Origin of the sequence: Pseudoalteromonas sp. Angola-7 (assembly GCF_028599255.1) — a bacterium.
Lineage (GTDB): Bacteria > Pseudomonadota > Gammaproteobacteria > Enterobacterales > Alteromonadaceae > Pseudoalteromonas > Pseudoalteromonas atlantica.
In genome coordinates this window covers 87,329-112,266 of sequence record NZ_JAQREL010000005.1, presented here as the reverse complement: position 1 = coordinate 112,266, position 24,938 = coordinate 87,329, and the positions used below count along the sequence as shown (strand labels likewise).

Genomic DNA, 24,938 nt, shown 5'->3' with positions numbered 1-24,938 from the left:
TACTTGCTGTAAAGCGAGCAACACGAGTTTAAAGAGCATTATGGCATTATTGCAAATTGCTGAGCCGGGGCAGAGCGCGGCACCACATGAACACAAATTAGCAATAGGTATTGACCTAGGTACCACTAATTCATTGGTTGCAACGGTACAAAGTGGCGAAGCGCGCACATTAACAGATGACCTTGGTGCAGCCATGTTGCCATCGGTTGTGCGTTACCAAGCTGGGGGCATCACGGTAGGCGCCGATGCTGCACAAGCTGCAACACAAGACCCAGCCAATACCCTTATTTCAGTTAAGCGTTTTTTAGGTAAAACCCAAGCTGAAATAGAGCAAAGCTACGGCCAATTACCGTACCAGTTTTGTGAAGATAACGGCTCGCTTGCCATTCAAACCGATGCCGGAAAAATTAGCCCTGTTAAAGCCTCTAGCCATATTTTAGCGGCTCTAAAAGCGCGTGCAGAGCAAAGCTTTGGTAATCAAGAGATTTTAGGAGCAGTAATTACTGTGCCTGCGTACTTTGATGACGCACAGCGCCAAAGCACTAAAGATGCAGCCGAACTTGCTGGCATTAACGTATTACGTTTATTAAACGAGCCAACCGCTGCGGCAGTCGCTTACGGGTTAGACTCGGGCCAAGAAGGTATCATTGCTGTTTACGATTTAGGCGGCGGCACCTTTGATATTTCTATACTTCGCTTACACCAAGGTGTGTTTGAAGTAATGGCAACTGGCGGTGATTCAAGCTTAGGTGGCGATGATTTCGATTCGCTATTAGTTGATTACTTTAAGCAGCAAACCGGTATTTCGGCATTATCGCCTTCTGTGCTTCGCTTATTTATTAATAAAGCAAAAGCCTGTAAAGAAGCGCTAAGCCAGTACGCAAAAGTAAATGTAGTGCTTGAATTTGACGAGCAAAAACACACCGTGGAAGTGACACGCGAAACCTTTGACGAGCTGGCTATGCCACTTGTTAAAAAAACACTTCGTTCATGTCGTCGTGCAGTAAAAGATGCCGGCATCGAAAATGAAGAAGTACTGCAAGTTGTAATGGTAGGTGGTTCAACTCGCATGCCATTGGTTCGCAGCCAAGTTGAAGGATTTTTTGAAAAAGAGCCGCTAACATCAATCGACCCAGATCGTGTTGTTGCACTAGGTGCCGCATTACAAGCTGATGTATTAGTAGGTAATAAGCCCGATTCTGACATGCTATTACTTGATGTATTGCCACTGTCACTTGGCCTTGAAACGATGGGTGGGTTAGTTGAAAAAATAATTCCGCGTAATACCACTATTCCTGTTGCTCGTGCGCAAGAATTTACTACCTTTAAAGACGGCCAAACGGCAATGTCTTTACATGTGCTACAAGGTGAGCGCGAACTGGTTGACGATTGCCGCTCGCTGGCTAAATTTAGCTTAAAAGGCATACCGGCTATGGCAGCAGGTGCTGCACATATTCGTGTTACCTTTAAAGTGGATGCCGATGGCTTGTTAAGTGTATCAGCAATGGAAAAATCAACTGGTGTGCAAGCTGAAATCCAAGTTAAACCATCGTTTGGCTTATCTGATGACCAAGTAGCTAACATGCTCAAAGAGTCAATGAGTAACGCTAAAGACGACATGCAAGCACGTATGCTTAAAGAGCAACAAGTAGAAGCGCTACGTGTTATAGAAGCACTAGAGGCGTCACTTGCTAGCGACGGTGACTTGCTCGACGATATTCAACTTGCTAATTTAAAAGCTGAAATAAGCGAGCTTGCTAAAGTGCGCGAAACCGCACAGCAGCCAGGTGATATTAAAGCCGCAATTGAAAAAGTAGATAACGCTAGCAGCGATTTTGCCTCGCGCAGAATGGATGCATCAATTAAAAAGGCCCTTACAGGGCAGTCAGTAGACAACGTTTAAAGAGGTTAGAATGCCACAAATTATTTTTCTTCCCCATCCGGAATTATGTCCTGACGGTGCAGCACTTGAAGCGCCTGCGGGCGAAACAGTCCTTGATGTGGCCCTTAAAAACGGCATTAGCATTCCACACGCATGTGAAAAATCGTGTGCATGTACTACATGCCATTTAGTGATCCGCGAAGGCTTTGACTCACTAGATGAAAGCGATGAGCTAGAAGACGACATGCTAGATAAAGCATGGGGCTTAGAGTCAGAATCTCGCTTAGGATGCCAAGCAGTGATTAGAGATGAAGACTTAGTGGTTGAAATACCTAAGTACAATCTCAATATCGTTAATGAAGAGCACTAGTTTTTAATTAACGAGAATTTTTTAAAAGCCGCTGTTTTACAGCGGCTTTTTTGTTTGAGAGATTGTATAAGCACGTAGCAGCGACTTTATGTCGCGTTTTTAAAATAGACCTAGTTCTAAAGTGATCACGTTTTACAGGTCGAATTACAGTCAAGGAATTATCGCTCTTGGCTAAACCCGCTGCTACGCGTTTTACCTAACCCATAAAACTATTTCGGAGGTCTATTTTGAGTAATCTAATTTTTTGTGACTCGTTTATTAATGGTGAATTTTATAAAACCAATAAACGTTTTAGCGTTGACGACCCCGCGACCGAAAAAAGTATTGTTGAAGTAAGTGATATAGACGAGCAAGGCGTTAATAGCGCAATAAAGGCAGCGCAAGGTGCGTTTGTTAAGTTAAAATCAACCAATGCCACTGAGCGAAGTGATACGCTAATGCGTTGGTATGAGCTGGTAATAAAGCACAAGCAAACACTTGCTGAGCTAATGACAAAAGAGCAAGGTAAGCCGCTTAAAGAGTCGTTAGGTGAAATAGACTATGGCGCTGGGTTTATAAAATGGTTTGCAGAAGAAGCTAAACGCAGTTACGGCGATGTGATCCCCCCAACCGACGATACACATAGATTAACGAGCTTTAAACAACCTGTAGGCGTTGTGGCTGGCATAACTCCTTGGAACTTTCCGGTTGCTATGGTGGCACGTAAAGTGGCGCCAGCATACGCTGCAGGCTGTAGCTTTGTGCTAAAACCTTCTGAATATACACCTTTATCTGCTTTGGCGTTAGCATACCTTGCCGATCAAGCCGGGTTTGTAAAAGGGGCTTTTAACGTACTGATTTCGCAAGACGCAAAAACAGTCGGACAAATACTTACAGACTCAGAAGTGGTGCGCAAATTTACTTTTACAGGTTCAACAGGCGTAGGCAAGCAGTTACTTTCTCAGTGTGCGGGTACGATTAAACGTACCTCCATGGAACTTGGCGGAAACGCCCCCTTTATTATTTTTGATAACGCCGATATAGACGAAGCAATCGACGGCCTCATGGCGGCTAAGTTTAGAAACAGTGGCCAAGCATGTGTAGCCGCAAACCGCATTTTTATTCAGCGCAGTATTTTAGATGAAGTGCTGAGTAAAATTACGCCTAAAGTAGCCGCATTAAAAGTAGCCAATGGGTTTGAAGAGGACGTAGACATTGGCCCCCTTATTTACCCAAAAGCGAAAGAAAAAGTACAGCAGCTTGTTCAAGATGCACTTGATAAAGGCGCAGACCTAATAGGGGATAACGGCGACTTAGGTGGCAGCTTTCAAAATCCGCTTATTGTTACTAACGTAACGACCGAAATGGATATATACCATGAAGAAGTATTTGGCCCAGTATTAACTGTTATTCCTTTTGATGAAGAAAGCGAAGTACTAGCCCTTGCTAACGATGTTCCATATGGCTTAGCGGCTTATTTTTACAGTCAAAATATCAAGCAGATTTATCGTATTAGCGAAGGGCTTGAGTTTGGCATGGTTGGTGTTAACGAAGGGGTTATATCTAACCCTGTAGCACCGTTTGGTGGAGTTAAGCAATCAGGCTTAGGCCGAGAAGGCGGCCATCAAGGGCTTGATGAATACCTTGAAGAAAAATACGTGTGTATCAAAGTTTAAAAAATGATGACAACTTAAGCTATGGAAAATTTGGTTTATCCAGCACGGTTTAGGTTACTAATACCAATTTGCTTAATTAAGTGATCTATAACTACAGGTTACCTTTTTATTGCTAGATATAGGCCTTAGTGCTACATTTACGGCATAATTTTTGTTTAAAAGTAATCAAAAATAAAAAGAATTTCTACTTGTAGAAATAACCCGTGTGTAAATGCCACCGCAAGGTGGCATTTTTTATAGCTTGAGTAAGTTTAGCTGGCTTATTTTATAGGTGAATAGCCCGGTAGGGTGGTTAAATCAACAAAGTCTAATTGCTCTGCAATTGCGTACTCATTTATGTAGTGCTTATACACTTCACTCTCTACAAATACCGCGAATATATCGGCGTCTAAATGGTTGTTCTCTACCATTTTTCCTAAAATAGCTAAACACTCACTCACAGGCTTTGCTTTTTTATAAGGCCTATCTACTGCTGATAAGGCTTCAAAAATGTCTGCAATGGCCATTAGCCTTGCCGGAATCGACATTTGCTCTTTAGTTAATCCTTGCGGGTAGCCTGTACCATCTAGTTTTTCGTGGTGGCCCAATGCATATTCAGACACATTACTTAAATGTTTAGGGAATGGCAGTGTGTCTAAAATATTTTTAGTCACATCCATATGGCGCTTCATAACGTCGCGCTCGCCGAGCGTTAGTGTGCCCCTGCGTATTTGTAAATTCTCTACTTCATCTGCGTTCAGTAACGGGGTATCTTTGCCGTTTATAGTTAAATGATAGTGAGATGCTATGCGGTCAATATTCGCAACATCTTCATCTGATAAAAATTCGCCACCCACATTAACTCTTTGCAAAAACGCGCGATCTAAAGAAAGTTGTTTTAATTCGGTATCGAGTAAGCGCTCAAATTGTAAAACCTCAATTGGCCTATTGAGCTTCATTGCAGAGATAATTTGTTTTTGATAGCTTATTTCTAAATCACGTTTAATAACTTCAAATTTAGCTTCAATGTGTTCAATACGATCAAAAATAGTTTCTAGCTTGGTCGACTTTTCCATGATGTGATCGGGGGTCGCTATTTTGCCGCAATCATGAAGCCAGCCAGCTATATCTAGCTCATGGCGGTCTGCATCGCTCATTAAAAAGTTAGCCAAGGGACCACGGTCAATTTTATGCACAGCATCAGCAAGCATTAAAGTAAGCGCAGGAACTCGCTTACAGTGTCCGCCGGTATGAGGGGACTTTTCGTCGATGGCCATAGCAATGGTTTCTACAAATTTAGAGAATAGCTCTTCCATTCCCTTAATAAGGGTAGAGTTTGTCAGTGATATAGCGCCTAACGATGCAAATGATCGTATCAATGTGACAAGTTCGTCACTATAAGTGATTATATTGTCGTGTTGATTTTTTACGTTGATCAGTTGGATCACACCAATAATATCATCGGTATGATCTTTTAGCGGAATCGTTAACATAGACTGAGTACGATACCCCGTACGCGCATCCATATTACGCGCAGCGCTCATATCAAAGGGCAGGGCCGCATATACATCCGGTATGTTAATAATCTCACCAGAGTTAACCGCATGAGCGACAATAGCTGTTTCGTTTTCTTTGCCATCTATAAACAAATCTATATTAGGAAAGTCAACGGGCTTCCCTGAAGCTCCCCCTAAATAGAGGTCTAAAGATTTATTAATAACTGTTTCAAACTTTAGCTGCTTGTCATCTGTAATAGAGTAAATAGTCCCTGCGTCAGAGTTAGAAATAGACATAACAACTTGTAGAATTTCTTCAAGAAGTTTACTCGCATCCTTTTCTGTTGTTAGCCTAATACTAATATCAATAAAGTGATGAAGATTTGTTCTATCTTTAATGTACTCAGACATATTATTACTACTTTGTTTTGTGAATAAAGGCGCCATTCCAATCCTGTGCTAAAGTTTGCAAATCGGTATTTTTAATTCGGTTAATAAAAATGTGGTAAACGTGGTCAGTCAATAAGCTAGTTTCACTTAGCTCTTCAAATAACGATAGAGCGAGTTGCCAATTTTTATTATTGTAATGCTGCATAGCAGTGAACGACTTTTTAATTTCAAATAGCTGGCTTTCGCTTATATCAGCTATAAAGTTGACAGGTTCATATAGCTCAGTTGCATTTACTTTACCCACTACCTGTACTTTATCAATTAAGCGAAATGCAATATGTGGACAAGCAAGCATTGTCTCTTCTGTAACCAGAATAGCTACCCCGTAAAATTTGGTCAAGCTTTCTACTCTTGAGCCTAAATTAACTGCATCTCCAAGTACTGTATAGGCTTTTCTGTACACCGAGCCCATATCGCCAACATTCATTTCGCCAGTGCTTATACCCACACCAATGCTAATGGGAGGAAGCTGCTGCTTAGCAAATGCTTTATTAAGGCTTGTAAGGCCTGCTACCATTGCCATTGCTGCTTCAACTCCGTGTTTTGCGTGGTCGCTATCTTCAAGTGGGGCATTCCAAAAGGCCATAATCATATCGCCTACGTATTTGTCTATTGTGCCGCTGTGATCAAAAATAACTTTTGTAGTTGCCGATAAGTACTGATTTAAATAATCACTTAATTGATTTGCGCTCATTCCTTCCGACAGCGCAGTAAAACTTCTTATATCAGCAAATAATACGGTCATATTTCGTTTTATACTTTGCTGAGTAAGCTGTTTACGTTGGCGAATTAACTGCTCAATATGGTCAGGCGGTACATACTGATTAAACATCGATTTAATTTTTCGGCTGTGCTTCATTTCTGCTATAGAGCCAATAAAAACAAAGTAGGCTGCTAATAGGGAAATAAGTAACAGCGGCATAAATAGCGGCAGACTAATTTTTTGTACTGACCATAAATAAAAATTAAGCAATATAACTAGCCCAGCCATACTCACTGAAAGTGTGACAATAAAGCGGGCGCTTTTACGAAAACTTAAAAACGATAAGCAACAGCCCACAAAGGTAATTATTAATAATGTTGCCCCTAAAGCCCATGTGGGTTGAGAAGGTAAAATTTCTGGATGGAGTAGCCCTTCAAAAATATTGGCATGCACTTCTACCCCTGGGTATTGTAAACCCACTGGTGTTGCTCTTAAATCAGCTAAACCAATTGCGGATGTACCAATAAATGCTACGCTGCCTTCTAATTGCTGCTCGGCAACTTTTTTGGTTAATACATCTGTGGCAGAGTAATATTGAAAACTTTTAGCACGGCCTTTGTACGGGATAAAAATTTGGCCGTACTCATCTGTTTGAATCCAATGCTCATGAAATTTAACCCCTTCAAAAAAAGTCAGGTCGCCTTGGGCACTCGCACGTGTTTCAACACTGTCCGCTAAGGTATATAAACGTGCTGCCTCAAGTGCTAAAGAAGGATAGAGCTTATCACCGACTCTATTAACCAGTGCCGCTTTACGGATAAATCCGTCGTTTTCGCTGTGAGCATTGATAAACCCGTTGCCCGTAGCACTATTTTGCAGCATAGGTATATTAACAGTAGCGCCTAAAAACTGGGTTACTTGGGCGTTACTTTGCTCGCTCTTTGGCCATAGTACGCTTGTTTCTGGCAACGGGTTACGCTGTTTGTAGGTATCGTTGTTTAATAAAAAACCCAATACGGTATCGTTACTATTGAGTGCTTTAGCAAAGGTGGTATCAGCATCTACCTGATGTTTAATATCATTTAACGCTACTTTGTATGCACTTAATAAATCAGGGGCTCTAGATTGAATTTGGTTAACAGGGTTTGTTTCCGGTTCAGAAAAAAATATATCAAATGCAATAACTACAACACCGGCCTCTGTGAGTTTATTTACCAGGTCTGCCATTTTTGCCCGGCTCCACGGGAAACGCCCTTGCTCTTGCATCGTTTTTTCATCTATGTCGATAATAACAACGGTTTCGTCGAGCTGACGGGGAGTATCGGGTAAAGTTAGCAATAGCCTAGAGTCGTAAATAATACCTTCGACCCTATTGAGCAGCTTGGCTAATGCGCCACTAGAGAATAATTCTACAGCAGCTATAAGCAGCGTAATGGCTAAGCCTACAAATAGGTGGCGGTAAATTTTAGGAATATAAACGCGAGAAATAACTATTAATCCTTACTTGGCGTAAACTCAAAAGTTCGGCCTTCTCTGGCACATTCAATATTAATATGCTCGCCATAATTTGCCTGTAAATGTGTTTCTATTGCGAGTAGCTCGTCATCGGTTCTTGCTGGGTCGTGGCTTATAATCGCTAAATTTTTAATACACGATTGCATTGCTAATTCAGCTACTTGCTTAAATGTACTATGCCCCCAACCGTGCTTAAGCGTGAGCTCTTCGGTAGTAAACTGTGCATCATGAATTAATAAGTCAGCACCTTTAATAAAATCAGCCCACTGGGTAACTGTGGTTTTAACAACACCGGGTGGGGCCAATTCGTTATCTGTTATATAAGCAATTTTTTTGCCTTCAGCATGCACACAATACGCTGTGCCGCCGCCTGGGTGATTTAACGGCGCGGTAAATACGTTAAAACTATTTAGAGTAAAGTTTTTTTGAGAAGCAAGCTGAGTGTTTAATGTAATGTTTGCAGGTAAGTGTTGGTAGCTAACCGGAAAAAAAGAGCCAGACATTTGCATTAAAATCGCATTTTTAGTTTGCTCGTCTTCAACATCACCTACAACTATGGTTATATCGCGATCGGCTTGGTAAATAGGCTTAAAAAAAGGAAAGCCTTGAATATGATCCCAATGATTATGCGTTAATAAAATTGCAATGGGGGTCGTGTGCTCTATGAGCTTTTCACCTAACTGTGCAATGCCCGTTCCTGAGTCGAGTATCAGGCTTTTGCCATTCGTTTGCTCAACATACACACATGAGGTGTTACCACCAAATTGGTGCGTATGTTCACCCGGAGATGGCATTGAGCCTCTTACGCCATAAAATTTAACTTTCATAATTTAGGGCTTAACTCCATCAGGGTAAAAGTTAAACTTAGATAAACTGACATTATTAGAGGCATTATCAAAGCATGTACTGCTAAGTACCACTTGAGTATCTGTTTGTAAAAGCATTGATGTAAACTGGTGTGTGCCATCGCATTGATTAGCCTGATAATAACCAAGCGTATTTTCTCCAAATAAGGTGTCGATAGTGCCATTAGCTAATATACGGCCAATCACCCCTTTAGAATCACTCATGCCTGATAAAATTATATTACCTGTAGTATCAATCGCCGCATCGGTAACTTTAGTATCAGAACTTGATGCTAATTGATATTGCCCCACACCACTAGTGGCAAAGCTTGTATCTTCAGTTCCATCTGGTTGTAACTTGATGATCACCGCTTGGTTTGGCGTGGTGCCTTCATTAGCAACTAAATAGAGATTTGCCGCGCTATCGGCGAGTATTTTTGCTGCTCTATTACTAATATCTGTCGAAGAGCGGCTATCTGTATAGCTAAATAGCGCGTTAGCATCGTCGTCTATTTTCAACATTATTAATTGCGAGTCACTGCCAGATACTTGCTTGCCTGCAATATATATATCTTTATTTGCATCTATATAGAGTGTTTCAAAAAACTCATTTACGCTGCCGTAATACACGCCGCTTGTAGCAAAGCTATTTTCTAATTTACCATCGCTTTTTAACATCGTTGCAAACGATCTTGTTACGCTTAAAGCATTAGTCGAAGATCCTACAGCAACAATATAGCCGCTGCTATCTACTGCAACATCTGCAAAGTTAATATTGATATTTAATATATCTACAGTGGTATAAATACCTTCGTTGGCAAAGCTTTCATCTAGGTAACCGTCCTGGTCTACTTTAGCTATAAAGCCTTCTTCGTTTAAACCGTTTATGAGTGTACCCGCAATAATGATACTGCCATCGCTAAGCTCTTTTAAAGTAATGGTTTTAAACGCAACATTAATATTTAAGGCTTTACTACCATCAAGGCTAAAGCTGGTATCAATAATGCCTGCACTGGTATAGCGAGTGAGCACTAGCTTATTATTAGTATTAAGTTGTGCAATAGAGGCACTTAAAAATTTATTGGCTTGCACGCCGTTTTGTAGCTGCAATACATTCATCGATAAGTCGTCTGAGCTAACACTTAAGTCATTTATACTTGTATAGCCATTTATTGCAAAGTCGGTGTTTAAATTTGCATCACTCGTTATTGACGTTACAAAAGGCTCATTAGATGAATCGTTAAATCTGCCTGATAGCCACAGAGTGTCATTTTCATCAATAGTTGATGCATTAGCAGATTGATGACTGATAACGTTAGAGACGATGTTTATGCCTGCATTGCCGTAGCTAGTGTCAAGCGCGCCATCAGATATAGATACTCGCGCCGAAAATAGTTGCTCGTTTTGAGTATCATCAGAGGCTTCCACACCAGTAGTACCTGAGAGGATTAGTTGATTACTCATAGGGGCGTATTGCACACCCGTTATTTGTGCGCCGCCATTAGCAGAACCCGAGTTTTCATCAATATTGTAAACGGCGATTCCTTCATCCCCTATATTCTCATCAATATTGCCATTGTTATCAATTGAGATCATTACAGCCTCTTTCTCACCTGAAGAGCGAGTAATATACCCACCTACAAAGGCATTAAAGTTAGCTGCGTCTACTCCGCCAACTGCAAGTAGCTCATCGTCACCTTCTTCGTCCGATAAATCTAATATAAGCGCATCGCCAGAGTTAAAACTTCCGTTATTGTTGCCATCAGGAATAAGGTATCTGATGGTTGCATCTAAATCACCTTCTTCACCTATGCTGCTTCCCACTACAAGTAAATTAGAGTTACCAAAGTTTTTAATAGCGTGCGATTCATCATCCAGGTTTTGGCCACTTACATCTACTATACCTGGGCTGCCTGATTCATAAGCGAGGGTCGATACATCAAATTTAAGGAATAAACTGTCTTTGTCTGAACCATTTACCGAGTAGCCAACGCCTTGTATTTTATTGTCGGTGAACTCAAGGTCGTTTATTACAGATTCACTAGCCAGTGTTGTACATTTAGTACCGCTGTTAGCGTCGCCAGAGTTAGTACTTATAACGCCTGCAGCACTCATTTTTAATAAACATGCTTCAGTTTCTGAGCCATTAAAGCTTGAATAACCTATAAATAACTCGCCATTACCAGAGATAATAGCCGTGCCTGTTTCATCTTCACCAAAATCTATCGTTTTAAAGCCGCTGCTATTAAATGCAGTGTTTAAATCGCCCGTATTGGTATAAGAAACAACAACGATATCTGTATCTGTGTTGTTATTGTAACCTACAAAATAAAGGTTAGTGTTAAGCTCAATGCTATCGTTAAATTCACCATTTGAAAAAACGTTCGAAAGATCTAACTGTTCGCTAATCGCTCGTCCAAATGTATCATCTTCTACAGGAATTAATGGGTCTTCTTCATCCGTAATATTCACATTAATGGTTATTGTAGTGGTTTCATTTGGAGAGCCGTTATCGGTAATATCTATATTAACTGTGTGCTGTGTAGCTGTTTCAAAATTAAAGGCACTGTTGCCATTTACGGTTAACAAACCGCTATTGCTATCAATATTAAATAATGAGGTTTCGCCACCGCTTAGGCTAAATGTGAGGGTATCATTTTCAATATCAGACGCTGTTACAGTACCAATTGTTTCTCCATCAGCGGCATTTTCACCAATAGCAAAAGTTTGGTTTACTGCCGTTGGAGCATCGTTAATTGCTACAATTGTAATGGTTAAATTACCTTGTACCTCATCAGTACCATCACTTAACGTGTAGGTGAGTGTTGCTGTGCTTTCGTTGTTTAAGGCGGGGGTATATTTAATTTCATTATTTTCAACGCTCGCTGTACCAATATCCGCTGTAACGGCTGTTATAGCTAGGGTATCGGTTGCATCTGCATCGGTGTCGTTGCTTATAACGTCAATGGTTGTTTCGGGAGCATCTTCATTGATTGTTGCTGTATCAGGTTGCGCTACAGGCGCATCATTTACCGGGGTTACATTAATGGTTAATGTTCCCGCAGCAGTGTCTGTACCATCGCTTAGGATATAATTTACGATTACTTGGCCATTAAAGTTAGCTTCTGGCGTGTAAACAACGTTAGCACCAGAGCTAGAAATGGCGCCAACATCAGCATTTACAGAAGTAATAGAAAGAGTATCGTTTTCTATATCTGTATCGTTGCTCAGCACATTTATATTTGTTGCTGCGGCATCTTCTAAAATAGTGGCAGAATCAGGGTTTGCAACAGGTGCATCGTTCACTGAGGTTACCGTAATAGTTAACACGCCATTGGCTGTATCGGTGCCATCACTTAGGGTGTAATTTATAGTAGCTTGACCGCTAAAGTTTGCATCTGGGGTATAAATTACATCACCTGCAGAGCTTGTCACTGTGCCCGATGTGGCAGTTACAGCACTAATAGAAAGTGTATCGTTTTCTTCATCCGTATCGTTGCTCAATACATTTATACTAGTTGCTGAGGCATCTTCTAAAATAGTGGCAGTATCTGGGTTGGCAACTGGCGCATCATTCACTGGGGTAACCGTAATAGTTAACACGCCATTGGCTGTATCTGTGCCATCACTTAGGGTGTAATTTATAGTAACTTGGCCGCTAAAGTTTGCCTCTGGAGTATAAATTACATCATCTGCGGAGCTTGTTACTGTGCCCGATGTGGCAGTTACAGCACTAATAGAAAGTGTATCGTTTTCTACATCAGTGTCGTTGCCCAACACAATAATATTTGTTGCTGCGGCATCTTCTAAAATAGTAGCTGTATCAGGGTTTGCAACTGGCGCATCGTTCACTGGGGTAACCGTAATAGTTAACACGCCATTAGCTGTATCAGTGCCATCAGTTAGGGTGTAATTTATAGTGGCTTGACCGTTAAAGTTTGCATCTGGAGTATAAATTACATCACTTGCAGAGCTTGTCGCTGTGCCCGATGTGGCAGTTACAGCACTAATAGAAAGTGTATCGTTTTCTACATCAGTGTCGTTGCCCAACACATTAATATTTGTTGCTGCGGCATCTTCTAAAATAGTGGCAGTATCTGGGTTTGCTACCGGCGCATCGTTCAGTGAATTGATTGTGATATTAAGTGTAGCTGATGTAGCCGCTTCGCCATCACTAACTGTATAGGTAACAACTGCAGTGCCGTTATAATCAGCTTGCGGTGTATATTGTATTTGATTAGCCACAATGGTTGCGCTTCCTGAGTCAGCAGAAACCGTAGTAATAGTGAGTGAGTCGCCCTCAGTGTCAGTATCATTAGCCACTACATTTACAGTAGTAGAGCTGTCTTCATTTATTGTGGCTGTATCAGGGTTGGCAACTGGCGCATCGTTCACAGGTGTAACCGTAATATTAAGTACCCCAGAGGCTGTATCAGTACCATCACTTAGGATGTAATTTATAACTGCTTGGCCGTTGAAGTCGGCTTCTGGAGTATAAGCAAGGTTGCTACCGGCTACCGAAACACTACCAGTATTGGTACTTGCCTCGCTTATCGTGAGCGAGTCATTTTCAGGGTCTGTGTCGTTACTTAATACATTAATGTTTGTTGTTACGGCATCTTCTAAAATAGTGGCAGAATCAGGGTTTGCAATTGGGGCATCGTTAACGGGCGTTACTGTTATTGTTAGTACGCCCATAGCCGTATCAGTACCATCACTTAGGGTATAATTTACCGTTACTTGGCCATTAAAGTTGGCCTCAGACGTGAAGATTACATCATTACCTGTACTTGTAACTGCACCTGAGGTGGTCGTTAGCGCACTAATAGAAAGAGCGTCGTTTTCTTCATCTGTATCATTGCCAAGTACGTTAATATTTGTTGCTGCAGCATCTTCTAAAATAGTCGCTGAGTCGGGATTAGCAACAGGTGCATCGTTAACTGCTGTTACTGTTACCGTAAGCACACCTGCGGCGGTAGTCGTGCCGTCAGTAAGTGTGTAATTTACAACGGCTTGGCCGTTAAAGTTTGCCTCAGGTGTGTAAACTAGGTTACTGCCAGACACCGATACTGAGCCGGTGCTTGCACTTGCTGTGCTAATAGCAAGGGAGTCGTTGTCTACATCTGTGTCGTTAGCTATTACGTTAATACTCGTTGGCGCAGCATCTTCTAAAATGGTTGCGGTATCAGGGTTTGCTACCGGCGTATCATTAACAGAGGTGATTGTTACTGTAAGTATCCCCGAAGCACTTTTCGTACCATCGGTTATTGTATAGCTGACTGTTGCAGTGCCATTATCGTTTTCTGCGGGAGTGTATTGAATTTGAGAATTTACAATTGAGACACTGCCAATATCACTGCTAGCAGAGCTAAGAGTTAAGGTATCACCATCTATGTCTGTGTCGTTACTTAATACATTTATTAAGGTAGCAGTAGCGTCTTCTGTAATGGTAATGCTATCGGCATTTGCTATTGGTACATCATTAACTGGCGAAATGGTTACTTGTAAATTAGCCGTTGCCTCTGCGCCGTTATTATCGGATACACTGTACGATACAATAGCCACGCCATGAGTGTTAGGTGCAGAGCTATACTGAATTTTATTATCAACAATACTGGCTGAGCCAAATTCGGTGCCAACACTTGTTATAGTTAAATTATCACTGTCTATATCAGTGTCGTTGGCAAGCACATCAACTAAAATTGGCGATCCATCTTCTTGCATTGCGGCGCTATCAGCCACCGCAATGGGGGCATCGTTAACCGGTATAATAATGAGGGTGGCTATTGCGCTACTTTGAGCTGGCGTGCCATCTGCAATGCCATCAGAAATCGTATAGTTTAGAGTTACTTCACCAAAGTAATTGGGCTCAGGTGTATACTCAATTCTATTGTTTACAATGAGTGCGCTGCCGATTGTATTTGTAACATTAGTAAGGGTAAGTGTATCGCCGTTGGCATCGGTATCGTTTTCTAATACGTTTAACAAAGTAGCTGGGCTGTCTTCTAATAACGTATATTCATCGTCATTAGCTTCAGCAGGGGAGTTAGACCCAGTTTTACTTAATACAACTTGTGCTGAGGATGTTAACCCTTGTTCATTTGAAACTGAATAAGTAAAACTATCAACATCTAATGGGTCTGAATCGGGTTGATAGGAAAATGACCCATCAACGTTAAGTGCCAAAGTACCGCTTTGTACGTTAACTACGGGCGTGGTGTTAACGGTGAGATTACCTGGCTCTATGTTTACATCGTTTTTAAGTAAGCCATTTTCAGCTGAAATAACCAGTGTTTGATTATACTGAAATTGGTATTCATCATTTTGAGCATTAGGGGTATCAGGCGTGCTATTTATTGTGAGTGTTGCCGTTGCAGTGGCCGTGGCACCGAAAGTGTCGATTACTTGGTATTGAAATTCATCGATACCGTAGTAGTTAGCATCAGGAATATATGAAAAACTACCATCGGTAGCTAATTGCAATTGCCCATGGGCAGGTGAAATAAGATAAGTATCATCAATGATGAAAGTATCATTATTAGGGTCTGTGTCGTTAGCAAGTAAACCCTGGCTTGCATCAACTACAAGTGTGGTATCTTCATCTACACTATAGCTATCGTTTGCAGCAGTAGGCGGGCTATTTTGATCCAGTGCATTAATTGTAACACTTGCAATAGCCTCAGCACCTTGAGCATCAAAAATACGGTACTGAAAACTATCAGTGCCTTGCATATTTGCACTACCTACATATTCAAAGCTGCCATCAGCAACAAGTGTGAGAGTACCCTTACTCGGTAGGCTAACAGGCGTTGTATCTAGAGTGAGTAGATCTTGGTCTATATCGCTGTCGTTATTTAATAAGCCGGGGGCGCCAACTAATAACGTTCCGTCAGCACTTATATTGTATGTGTTATTAAGGGCTATGGGGGCATCGTTTACAGCATTAATCGTAATTTCTACAATGCCGGTATCTGTCATCCCAAGTTCATTAATTACTTGGTAACTAAATGCATCAATGCCGTTAAAGTTAGCTCGCGGGGTATAAGTAAAATCACCGCTTTCGCTGAGTGAAATACTGCCATGCTGAGGGGTAACTAAAGGGGTTGTGTTTATATATAGCTCCCCTTGGTACTCATCAGTGTCGTTAGTTAAAACGTTGCCTTGCAAGGCTTGATCTTCATTAACTAAAAATTGATCGTTAACCGCTTTTGGCGCAAAGTTTAGCTCTCCTCCTTGCGGTGCTACGTTAATTAACTCTGCAAAGCCACTTTCACCACTGCCATCTACACCAGTTATTAAAACTTGATAGCTTTTATCAGCTAATAGGTTGTCTACACTAAAACTAGAGCCAGATACACTTAAAAACTGCTGGCCATTTTCTAGTGTATTTATATTGCTGGTGGTAATGCCTGCTTCGGTTGCTAAGTAAATATTGTAGCGGTTTAAGTTTTCGTTTTCTTGCCACGCTAAATTAATCGTTTGTCCGTCTCGCTGTGCTGTTGTGCCTTCTATTTGGTAGGGTTGCCAATTAGCCGTCACTGCGTCTGCAAGTACCTGGTTGTTAAGGCTATCGGTGATCCATATCTCTAAGCGTAGATCACCAGGATCAACGCCATAAAAGTAAGGGCTCAACCCTATAACCGACTGCTCAAAATCTGTTCCACATGCTTGTGTGCAAAGTGCTAGGCTTTTATTTACACTTGGTAGTACTAAATTTACAGCGCTAATGCCATCGGGATCAGATACGCTAAGTAAAAAAGTGATATTGCCTTGTATAACTTCATTAGTTTGTGAAAGAGTTATTGTCGCTTGAGAGTTTGCAACCGTTGTGCCTATAACCCCTCTGCTAGAGGCCACAGCACCCGACACCTGTGTTTTAGTAACAACAGAGTCACCCGTTATACCTGTAAGGTTTATCGGTGTAGCAGAAGGGGTGGGTGTAACTTGTTCTACAGGTAGCTGTTCTGAGTCTTCTTGAGCTGTCTCATCGGAGCCTCCACACGCACTAAGCAAAAAAACCATTGAACCGAGCAAAAAGAGGTTCTTTGCTGTCATTCTACATACTCCAATAAAAAGCTTTATATTCAAGTTACTTAACCTGAATACTAGTTAAGAAAATTATTACCCACAGTGCAGGTTACTTAAGGTTCTAATCTAAAGTCGCCACCGGCATTTACAGCAGGGTTATTAATTTCACTAAGGCTAAAATCACCCGTGATGGTATCTATGTCATTTAAAAACACAGCATCAATTTGGCCAGTTGCTTTATTGTTGTTATGAGAAGCAAATGTAACGGCTAAATCTAGTTTGGTTAAATCAATTAAGCCGCTGTAAGCTGCGTACCAGTTACCGCCAGCATCATTAAAGCTAATTTCACCATCGGGAACTGTGCCGTTATCAAAATCTACCGACATAGACATAGAAAAATCACTGACTTCTCCTAGGCTAGACGACACATCAAAGCTGGTTGCTTGGTAATTAAAAACACCTTGGCGCTGCGCGATTTGGTCAATTAAGGTTGCATCATTTACCGCCTGAAATTGCTGTTGAGCATAAACATCAGTTATTGATATATCGGCATCTGTCGTTTTTTCTGAAGTATTGTTTTGTACTATTGATTGCTGCTCTGTTGGTTGCTCAGCACTTGTGTCATCACTAATAGTCGCTATGGTTTGGGTAAAAACAGCAGGTGCCTGAGTTGTTTTAATCACGCGCCCTAATGAGGTAACCTGCGCAAAAGAAAAAGGCTCATTACTACCAAGGGATACAACGCTTTGATCTTCTAGTGTTAAATCTATTGCGCCATCCCAAACAGCTACATACATATCACCATCTATAAGCTGTAGTTCAAAATGGGTACCGCGAATACCAATTGATCCGACCGGTGTTTTAACACTGTACGCGCCACCATTTTTTTTAATAACACCCGAAATAGAGCGCAGCCCGCCTTTTATTAGCTCAATAGAGGCAGAGCCTTGCTGAGTCGTTGTATTAAATTCATAGTTAGCAATATTTAGCTCAGAGTTTTCTTTTAATGCAATTAAGCCGCCATCAGACATTGAAAATTGCGCTTTGCTTTTTTCGCCAGTCGTTATTTTATCAACGCCATATACCGTGTCGCGTCGCTTAAGTGTTCGTTGTTGGGTGGATTCGGCATCTGTAGCAAGTACAGCGCCTCGGGCTAAAATAGTTTTTCCTGCAACAGTTGTGCTCGCTTGAGAATAAAAACTCACACAAAGTAAGGTGGTTAATACCGGAATTAAATGTTTCATAAGTACCTTAATTAGAATGAGTAACTTGCGCTTATATTGGTATCAAAGCGATCGTATTCGAACAAAGAAATATCACTGGTTTTGTCTTGGTAGTTCAATGCTAATTGCAACGCTAAACTTTTATTAACTAAGTAGCGTAACGAGCTAGAAAGTATCAATAGGTTATCGCTTCGCTCTTGAAGAAATAGCGGGTGCTCATCCTGATATTCAATCCATTGATACCCTGTTTGTGCAGAGACTTGCCATTGTTGGCTAAGTAATGCATTTATTTGGTAATAAATTCCGCTAATGCTTCTTGCATTAAACCCACCTTCGTCAATGTTAGCGCTTTCATTTTTAAAGTTTGCGCTAACGCTTTGGTACCATTTTTGAGACAGATAACTTGCACCCATATTAAGAGTGTAAAAGGAGTTATCTAGTTTCTCGTCAAATGTATTATTCATAAGGCCAATTGATAGGGCTCCAAATACACTTAACTGTTTATCAAACTGGTAACTAGCTCCACTTGTTAATGATGACTCGGTTCTGTATAGCTCACCATCTAACAGTAAAGGTGTAATACCAGCTTGCAAATACCACAGGGTTTTATCATTTAACTTTTGTTGGTATCGACCTGATATATTGGTATTAATACGGTCATATTCAGATAGCTCATTAAATTTGTACCAATCGGTATTTACACCTAAAGCAAAAGAGCTTCGCTGGTCAATGGGGTGAAAGTACCGCCCTTTATAATTTAGCTTTATATAATTATCGTCGGTGCTTTTACTTTCTGGTGATAGTAAAAACTCACCCAAATTAGGGATTAAAATTGTATCCTCAGAGGTGCCTGCATTAACGTTACCATCTACACCATATGCAAGTTCAATGCTCTGATCATATGAACGCTCTGTTAAGCGCTGCTTGTGCTGTGATGTTGCTAATAAAGAACGAGCCGATTTTTTTACACCCTCTGGTGAAGTATCAGTATTAATTAATAAAGTCGCTTGAGCGTTAGCTGCAGGTAAATTATTGGCAGCAATATAAGATTTTACCAAATATAAACGTGCTTCATACCACTGTGGTTTTGCTTCTATTACTCGCTCAAAAGCAAATACCGCCGGAGCAGAAAGACCAGAATTTAGTGCTGAAACCCCAAGCAAGTAGTCAAAATCAGGTTCGCCCAAATATTTATAGTGTTTTTGACTGCTTTTGTATGCTTCATCAAATTGCTTTTGCGAAATTAAATATTGCAGTTCACCAAGTAGCTTTACATAGGAAATATTATTTTGGGCTTTTGCATTCAAACTAGCAAAAGAAAGGTAACCAAGTAATAAAATAAAAATAGCGTGTTTGATCATGCTCGTTAGAATATCCCAAGAAGAAGTGGTGGTTTGCTAATACTAAATGCTATTAAACGTTAATAAGGTAGCACTTTCTGTTTATATGTAAAGTATATTGGTGCATTATTGTGCGATTGTAAACAGCAAACTAATTAGTATCTGATCGAGTATGATATTCGGTGAATTAGATAGATGAGTAAATTTAGATTGAAAAAACGAATGGAGGATAAAACAGGAACAAAAGGAAAAGAATGGGGCGATTGACGGGGCTTGAACCCGCGACAACCGGAATCACAATCCGGGGCTCTACCAACTGAGCTACAACCGCCACTACACACCTCGTTTGGTGTGGCGCGCATAATACATAATATTATAAATGTTGTGAAGCCTAAAATTAAAAAAAATCAAAAAAAATAAATATTTCATAAAATTGCCTACTATCAGTAAAGGTTCATAAAGAGTGTGTAGCGTAATAGCGCTGACAATAAAAACTATTTTGTAGTGATAATTTACTATTTAATGAGAATAAAATGTAAATTAATGTATACTCACTTGCGGGAAATTGCTTAATAAAAACTATTTGGAGTTACTATGGATTCAATACTTACTTGGCTAAACGAAAACTCAGGCCTAATTTTACACTACGGTATTCAAGCAGTTATTGCGCTTGTTATCTTTTTACTTGGTAGCCGTATTGCCAAGTTTTGTGCAGGTTTAACAGAAAAAACATTCGATAAAAAGAAAGTTGATAAAGCTGTAGGCTCATTTGTATCGAGTATAGTTTATGCCATCGTATTTGCTGCCACTATTTTAATGGCACTTTCGCAAATCGGTATAGAAACAACCTCGTTTATTGCTATTTTAGGTGCGGCTGGCCTAGCTGTTGGTTTAGCGCTGCAAGGTTCGCTGTCTAACTTTGCATCTGGCGTACTTATTATATTACTTCGTCCATTTAAATCAGGTGAGTTTGTTGAAGCTGGCGGTAAAATGGGCACAGTTAAAAAAATTGAAATATTCTCTACAGAGCTTCGCACTCCAGATAACAAAGTAATTATCGTACCAAATTCACAAATTATGTCTGGTGCTATTACTAACTTCTCGCGTGAGTCTACACGCCGTATCGATTTAGTAATTGGTGTAGGTTACGATGCTGACTTACGTAAAACAAAAGAAGTATTACAGTCAGTACTTGACGCAGAGACTCGTTTACTTAAAGATCCAGCATACACTGTTGCAGTTTCTGAACTTGCAGACTCAAGCGTAAACTTTATTGTGCGTCCTTGGGTAAACTCTGGTGATTACTGGCCAACGTACTGGGCATTATTAGAGAACATTAAAATTGCATTAGATGATGCAGACATTACAATCCCATTTCCACAAATGGATGTACATTTACACAAGCAAGACTAATACAAATCCGCAATAATACTTAATCATTTTGCGGGATTAAACGTGTCGCTAGCTGCGTTAAAAAATTCTCATTTAGAACAACTAAATAGCGAATTTTTTGCCTGGCTATCAGCACGTTTTTCCAGCCTCAAAATAGATTACTTAATTAAGCGAATTAGTATAATTTTTAGGATTAAATAGGTTATTTTTAATGAAATTAAAGCTTTTAACACTTTTAGTTGCAGCATCTGCTGCAACTAACGCATTCGCTGAAGACGCAGAGAAAAAAACGTGGGAAGTAACAAGCGAGCTAGGTGCTATTGTCACTAGTGGTAACACTGAAACTACAACGTTAAAAGGCGGTTTAAAGGTATTACATCACCTAGAAAACTGGAATAACGAGTACAAAATCGACGGCATCTATAAAGAAGATGAAGTAGAAGATGACAACGGCGATAAAGACAAACAGCGTACGAACGAAAAGTACTCTGCATCTGCGCAAGGTAATTACAAATTAAATGAAAAGAATTCTCATTTATTCATTTATGGTTCACACGTTTCAGACTACTTTGGCGCGTATAGAACTGAATCTGTAATTTCTGCTGGTTACGGCTTACGTTTAATTGATCAACCAGATATGTGGTTAAATGCAGAGTTTGGTCCGGGTTACAAATTTTTTGAATACTCAGACGACAGCACGCAAGTTGATGACGACGGTAACCTACTTGCAGGCGAAAGCGACAGTGAAGTAATTGCTTTAGGTAAACTTGATTACAACTGGCAGATTTCAGATAGCGCACGTTTTACTCAGCTTGTGTCAGTTGAGTACGGTGATTCAAACACCAAAACGCGTTCAGAAACTGCATTGCTAGCAAAAATAAATGGCTCGCTGCAAATGAAAGTCGCTTTTAATGTTACCAACAACTCAGAAGTTGCTGATGACGAAGAAAGCACAGATACAGAGACGTCATTAACGTTAGTTTACAGTTTTTAACCAAAAACCGTATTTAATGACATTTAAGTGACAAAAGGGACGAAAGTCCCTTTTTTATTTGTTTAGATTTAATGTATTATAGCCACCAATTTTGGTTGTAGACCTAGGGATATACCTACTCGTGAAAGTTTTTACACAATTTTTTAGTGCTTTTATTCTACTTTGTAGTTTTAGTACCATGGCTTTTACGCCAACGGCCTCACAAATTGAGCAATTTAAAAAATTGCCAAAAGCCCAGCAAGAAGCCCTAGCGAAACAATACGGTGTAGATATTTCTACGATCACCGGCGCTAATCAATCAAATGGCGAAAACTCAAATGAGCAGCAGTCAACTATCGGCGAACGCCCAGAAAAAGAACAAGAAGACTTAACTGACGAAGAGCGTTTTAAGCCAAAAACAGAAGAATTAAAGCCTTACGGCTACGAGCTTTTTGCAGGTGAACCCACCACATTTATGCCTAGTGAAAATGCAGCCGTACCTGACACTTATATAGTAGGTCCTGGGGATCAACTAAAAATTAACTTTTACGGTAAAGAAAGCGATAGTTTTGATGTAACTGTTGACCGTGAAGGGCGTATTAGCATTCCCGATTTAAGCCCTGTAGAAGTAGCAGGCTTAACATTTGCCGAAATTAAAGAGCTAATAAAAGTAAAAGTTGAGCAAGAAGTGATAGGCGTAAAAGCCTTTGTATCACTGGGCCAACTGCGTAGTATGCGCATACTTGTATTAGGTGAGGCCTACAAACCAGGCAGCTACAGCGTATCGTCTTTAACAACCGTATCACATGCTTTGTTTGTAAGTGGTGGTGTGTCTGAAATTGCTTCACTGCGTAACATACAAGTAAAACGCGCTGGTAAAACAGTAGCAAATTTCGACCTTTACGATTTACTAATCAATGGCGATAGCAGCAACGATATTGTACTAAAGCCTGGCGATGTTGTTTTTGTACCACCAGTAGGTGCCCAAGTTACTGTAGACGGCTTAGTTAAACGCCCTGCAATATTTGAACTTAAAAAAGGCGAAACTGCTAAGCATTTACTCACTATGGCAGGGGGCCTAAAGCCGGGTGCTTATGCTAAAAATGCAGTGGTAGAACGTTTCAATTTTGATCGCAAAGAAGTGCTATCAGTAGATTTTACTAAGCCACAAATTAACTACATCCCGCAAGATGGCGACCGTGTACGCTTTAATTCTGTAAGCTCACAATACCAAAACTCTATTAGCTTAATTGGTGCTGTAGCGCGCCCAGGGAATTATCAATGGTATCAAGGTAAGCGTATTTCTGATGTTTTAAAATCAGTACGTGGCGATTTGTTGCCACAAGCAGATTTAAGCTACGGCTTAGTTATTCGCGAAATTAACATAAATGGTGATATAGAAGCGCATCAATTTGATGTAGCACAAGCCATTATTAAAAATCCTGAAAACAATTTAGCATTAAAAGCTAATGACAAAATCATAGTATTTAGTCGTTTTGAAGAGAAAGAAGCTGAAAAATCAGCACTTGCTAATATGGCACTAAGCCAAGAGCAGCAAGAGCAGCAGCTAAAGGCTGAGCAATGGCACACATATCAGAAAAAAGAGTTTGAAAAATACATCGGTATAAACCAAGAAGAAGAGGATTTTATTTTTGAAGAAAATAAAGCCCTCACGCTCGCTGAAATGTCAAAACGCAAAGCTAAAGAAGAAGCCGAGCTTGAGCTCAAGCCTGAAGATTACGCTCTATTTAGCCGCCATAACTTACTAGCCCCACTGATTGCTAAATTTAAGCAACAGGCCTCTGTTGATCAGGCTATTCAGCTTGTAGAAATTAGCGGTAACGTTACATTTCCTGGTGTTTACCCGTTAATGGTAGGTGGTGATGTTCGTGATTTAGTAACCGCTGCAGGTGGCTTGCTAGAATCAGCCTACGTAAAACAAGCCGAAATTACGCGTATTGTTGCAAGCGACGCGTCTAAAATAGAACACTTACGTTTAGACCTTGAAAGTGCAATGCGTGGTGATTTACAAAGCAACATTACACTGCAGAGCAAAGACAGTATTAACGTATTCGCCATCCCAAATTGGCAAGAAAACGTAAAAGTAGAGCTTAAAGGTGAGCTAAGGTTCCCTGGTACATACACAATTCGCCGCGGCGAAACACTAACTGAGTTACTTGAGCGTGCAGGTGGCTTCTCGGAGTTTGCTGAACAAAAAGCAGCTGTATTCACCCGTGCCTCAATTAAAGAGCAAGAGCAAGAACAACTAGCTCGCTTATCAACTGAGTTACGTCGTGATATTGCATCAAAGAGCTTTCAAAACTCAGTAAGCAGTAACACGCTTACATATGATGAAATGAATAAGCTATTAAATGATTTAGCGAGTGTAGAAGCGGTAGGGCGTTTAGTTATCGACTTACCACTTATTGTTGAAAACAAACAAAACTTAGTTCTGCAAGACGGTGATGTTTTATATGTGCCCAGTAAGCGTGACTCGATTAGTGTAATAGGTGAAGTTAATTACTCTACCTCTCATTTATATAAAGCAGGTGTAAGTGTTGACGATTATATTGATTTAAGTGGTGGGCTGAAAGAGCGCGCTGATGAAGACAGTATTTACATAATTAAAGCAAATGGCTCGGTTAAAATTCCAAATACAGGTGGCTGGTTTGCAGCTAATAATTCAGAGCAATTAGAGCCAGGTGATACAATTGTGATTCCAATGGATGCAAGCCACATGGATAAGCTGACGCTTTGGAGTACAGCTACACAGATTATGTACCAACTAGGTGTGGCAGTCGCAGCTATAAGCGGTATTTAATATAATGTAGCAGTGGCTTTATCCCGCTTCTGTTCTAAGGATTTAGGCTGGAAGCGCTAGGAAAACCTAGAGCTTTAAAAGGAGTCTCTATAGAGCTTTAACAATTGAAGGTTTGGAAAGAGCTTCAAGGTTGGCGGGTGATATTTATAAAGTAACAGCCAAAAGTAAAGTTTATGGTTTTAAAGATAAGGTTACATTTCTGCTATTTCAGTACCTTCTTATATAGCTGAAAACTCAGAAAGAGATTCTCAGGCCGATCAAGCTAG

The 24,938-nt window shown here is 40.5% G+C and carries 12 protein-coding genes and 1 tRNA gene; 6 read left to right on the top strand and 7 right to left on the bottom strand.

Annotated features, from left to right (window positions below):
• The first annotated feature begins 40 nt into the window (after positions 1 to 40).
• The 3 genes from hscA to PSH50_RS09285 all read left to right on the top strand — a co-directional run bounded on the left by hscA (position 41) and on the right by PSH50_RS09285 (position 3,907).
• Positions 41 to 1,903: a Fe-S protein assembly chaperone HscA gene (hscA, locus tag PSH50_RS09295; RefSeq protein ID WP_273586676.1), complete on the top strand. Its 1,863-nt coding sequence runs from the start codon at positions 41 to 43 to the stop codon at positions 1,901 to 1,903.
• A 10-nt stretch (positions 1,904 to 1,913) separates the two neighbouring features.
• Positions 1,914 to 2,252, top strand: coding sequence for an ISC system 2Fe-2S type ferredoxin (gene fdx, locus PSH50_RS09290; RefSeq protein WP_004585776.1), 339 nt, complete (start codon positions 1,914 to 1,916; stop codon positions 2,250 to 2,252).
• Positions 2,253 to 2,479: 227 nt separating this feature from the next.
• Complete coding sequence (locus PSH50_RS09285) at positions 2,480 to 3,907, top strand: NAD-dependent succinate-semialdehyde dehydrogenase (protein ID WP_273609580.1); 1,428 nt, start codon at positions 2,480 to 2,482, stop codon at positions 3,905 to 3,907.
• A gap of 260 nt (positions 3,908 to 4,167) precedes the next feature.
• On the opposite strand, the gene PSH50_RS09280 is transcribed toward PSH50_RS09285, so the two are convergent.
• The 7 genes from PSH50_RS09280 to PSH50_RS09250 all read right to left on the bottom strand — a co-directional run bounded on the left by PSH50_RS09280 (position 4,168) and on the right by PSH50_RS09250 (position 19,817).
• On the bottom strand, positions 4,168 to 5,829 hold the full coding sequence (locus tag PSH50_RS09280) for an HD family phosphohydrolase (protein ID WP_273609579.1): 1,662 nt from the start codon (positions 5,827 to 5,829) through the stop codon (positions 4,168 to 4,170).
• Positions 5,801 to 7,969: a CHASE2 domain-containing protein gene (locus PSH50_RS09275; protein WP_273609604.1), complete on the bottom strand. Its 2,169-nt coding sequence runs from the start codon at positions 7,967 to 7,969 to the stop codon at positions 5,801 to 5,803. Before PSH50_RS09275 ends, PSH50_RS09280 begins: the two co-directional genes overlap by 29 nt.
• Positions 7,970 to 8,028: 59 nt before the next feature.
• A complete protein-coding gene (locus PSH50_RS09270) occupies positions 8,029 to 8,877 on the bottom strand; it encodes an MBL fold metallo-hydrolase (protein WP_273609578.1) in 849 nt (282 codons plus the stop codon).
• 3 nt (positions 8,878 to 8,880) lie between these two features.
• The gene (locus PSH50_RS09265) at positions 8,881 to 16,950 is read right to left on the bottom strand and encodes an Ig-like domain-containing protein (RefSeq protein ID WP_273609577.1); all 8,070 of its coding nucleotides are present in this window, start codon (positions 16,948 to 16,950) and stop codon (positions 8,881 to 8,883) included.
• A gap of 86 nt (positions 16,951 to 17,036) precedes the next feature.
• Entirely contained in the window at positions 17,037 to 18,167 is a 1,131-nt protein-coding gene (locus tag PSH50_RS09260; RefSeq protein WP_273586680.1) for a FecR family protein, read from the bottom strand.
• Between the two features lie 11 nt (positions 18,168 to 18,178).
• Entirely contained in the window at positions 18,179 to 19,507 is a 1,329-nt protein-coding gene (locus PSH50_RS09255) for a hypothetical protein (RefSeq protein ID WP_273586681.1), read from the bottom strand.
• 234 nt (positions 19,508 to 19,741) lie between these two features.
• Positions 19,742 to 19,817 (bottom strand) — tRNA-His (locus PSH50_RS09250).
• A gap of 263 nt (positions 19,818 to 20,080) precedes the next feature.
• Here PSH50_RS09250 and PSH50_RS09245 point away from each other — a divergent pair.
• From PSH50_RS09245 to PSH50_RS09235, 3 genes are all read left to right on the top strand, one after another.
• Positions 20,081 to 20,899 carry a mechanosensitive ion channel family protein gene (locus PSH50_RS09245; protein ID WP_024032471.1) on the top strand — a complete coding sequence of 273 codons (819 nt, stop codon included), beginning with the start codon at positions 20,081 to 20,083 and terminating at the stop codon, positions 20,897 to 20,899.
• Positions 20,900 to 21,089: 190 nt separating this feature from the next.
• On the top strand, positions 21,090 to 21,872 hold the full coding sequence (locus PSH50_RS09240) for a YdiY family protein (RefSeq protein WP_121636916.1): 783 nt from the start codon (positions 21,090 to 21,092) through the stop codon (positions 21,870 to 21,872).
• A 178-nt stretch (positions 21,873 to 22,050) separates the two neighbouring features.
• A complete protein-coding gene (locus tag PSH50_RS09235; protein WP_273609576.1) occupies positions 22,051 to 24,672 on the top strand; it encodes an SLBB domain-containing protein in 2,622 nt (873 codons plus the stop codon).
• The last annotated feature ends 266 nt before the right edge of the window (positions 24,673 to 24,938 follow it).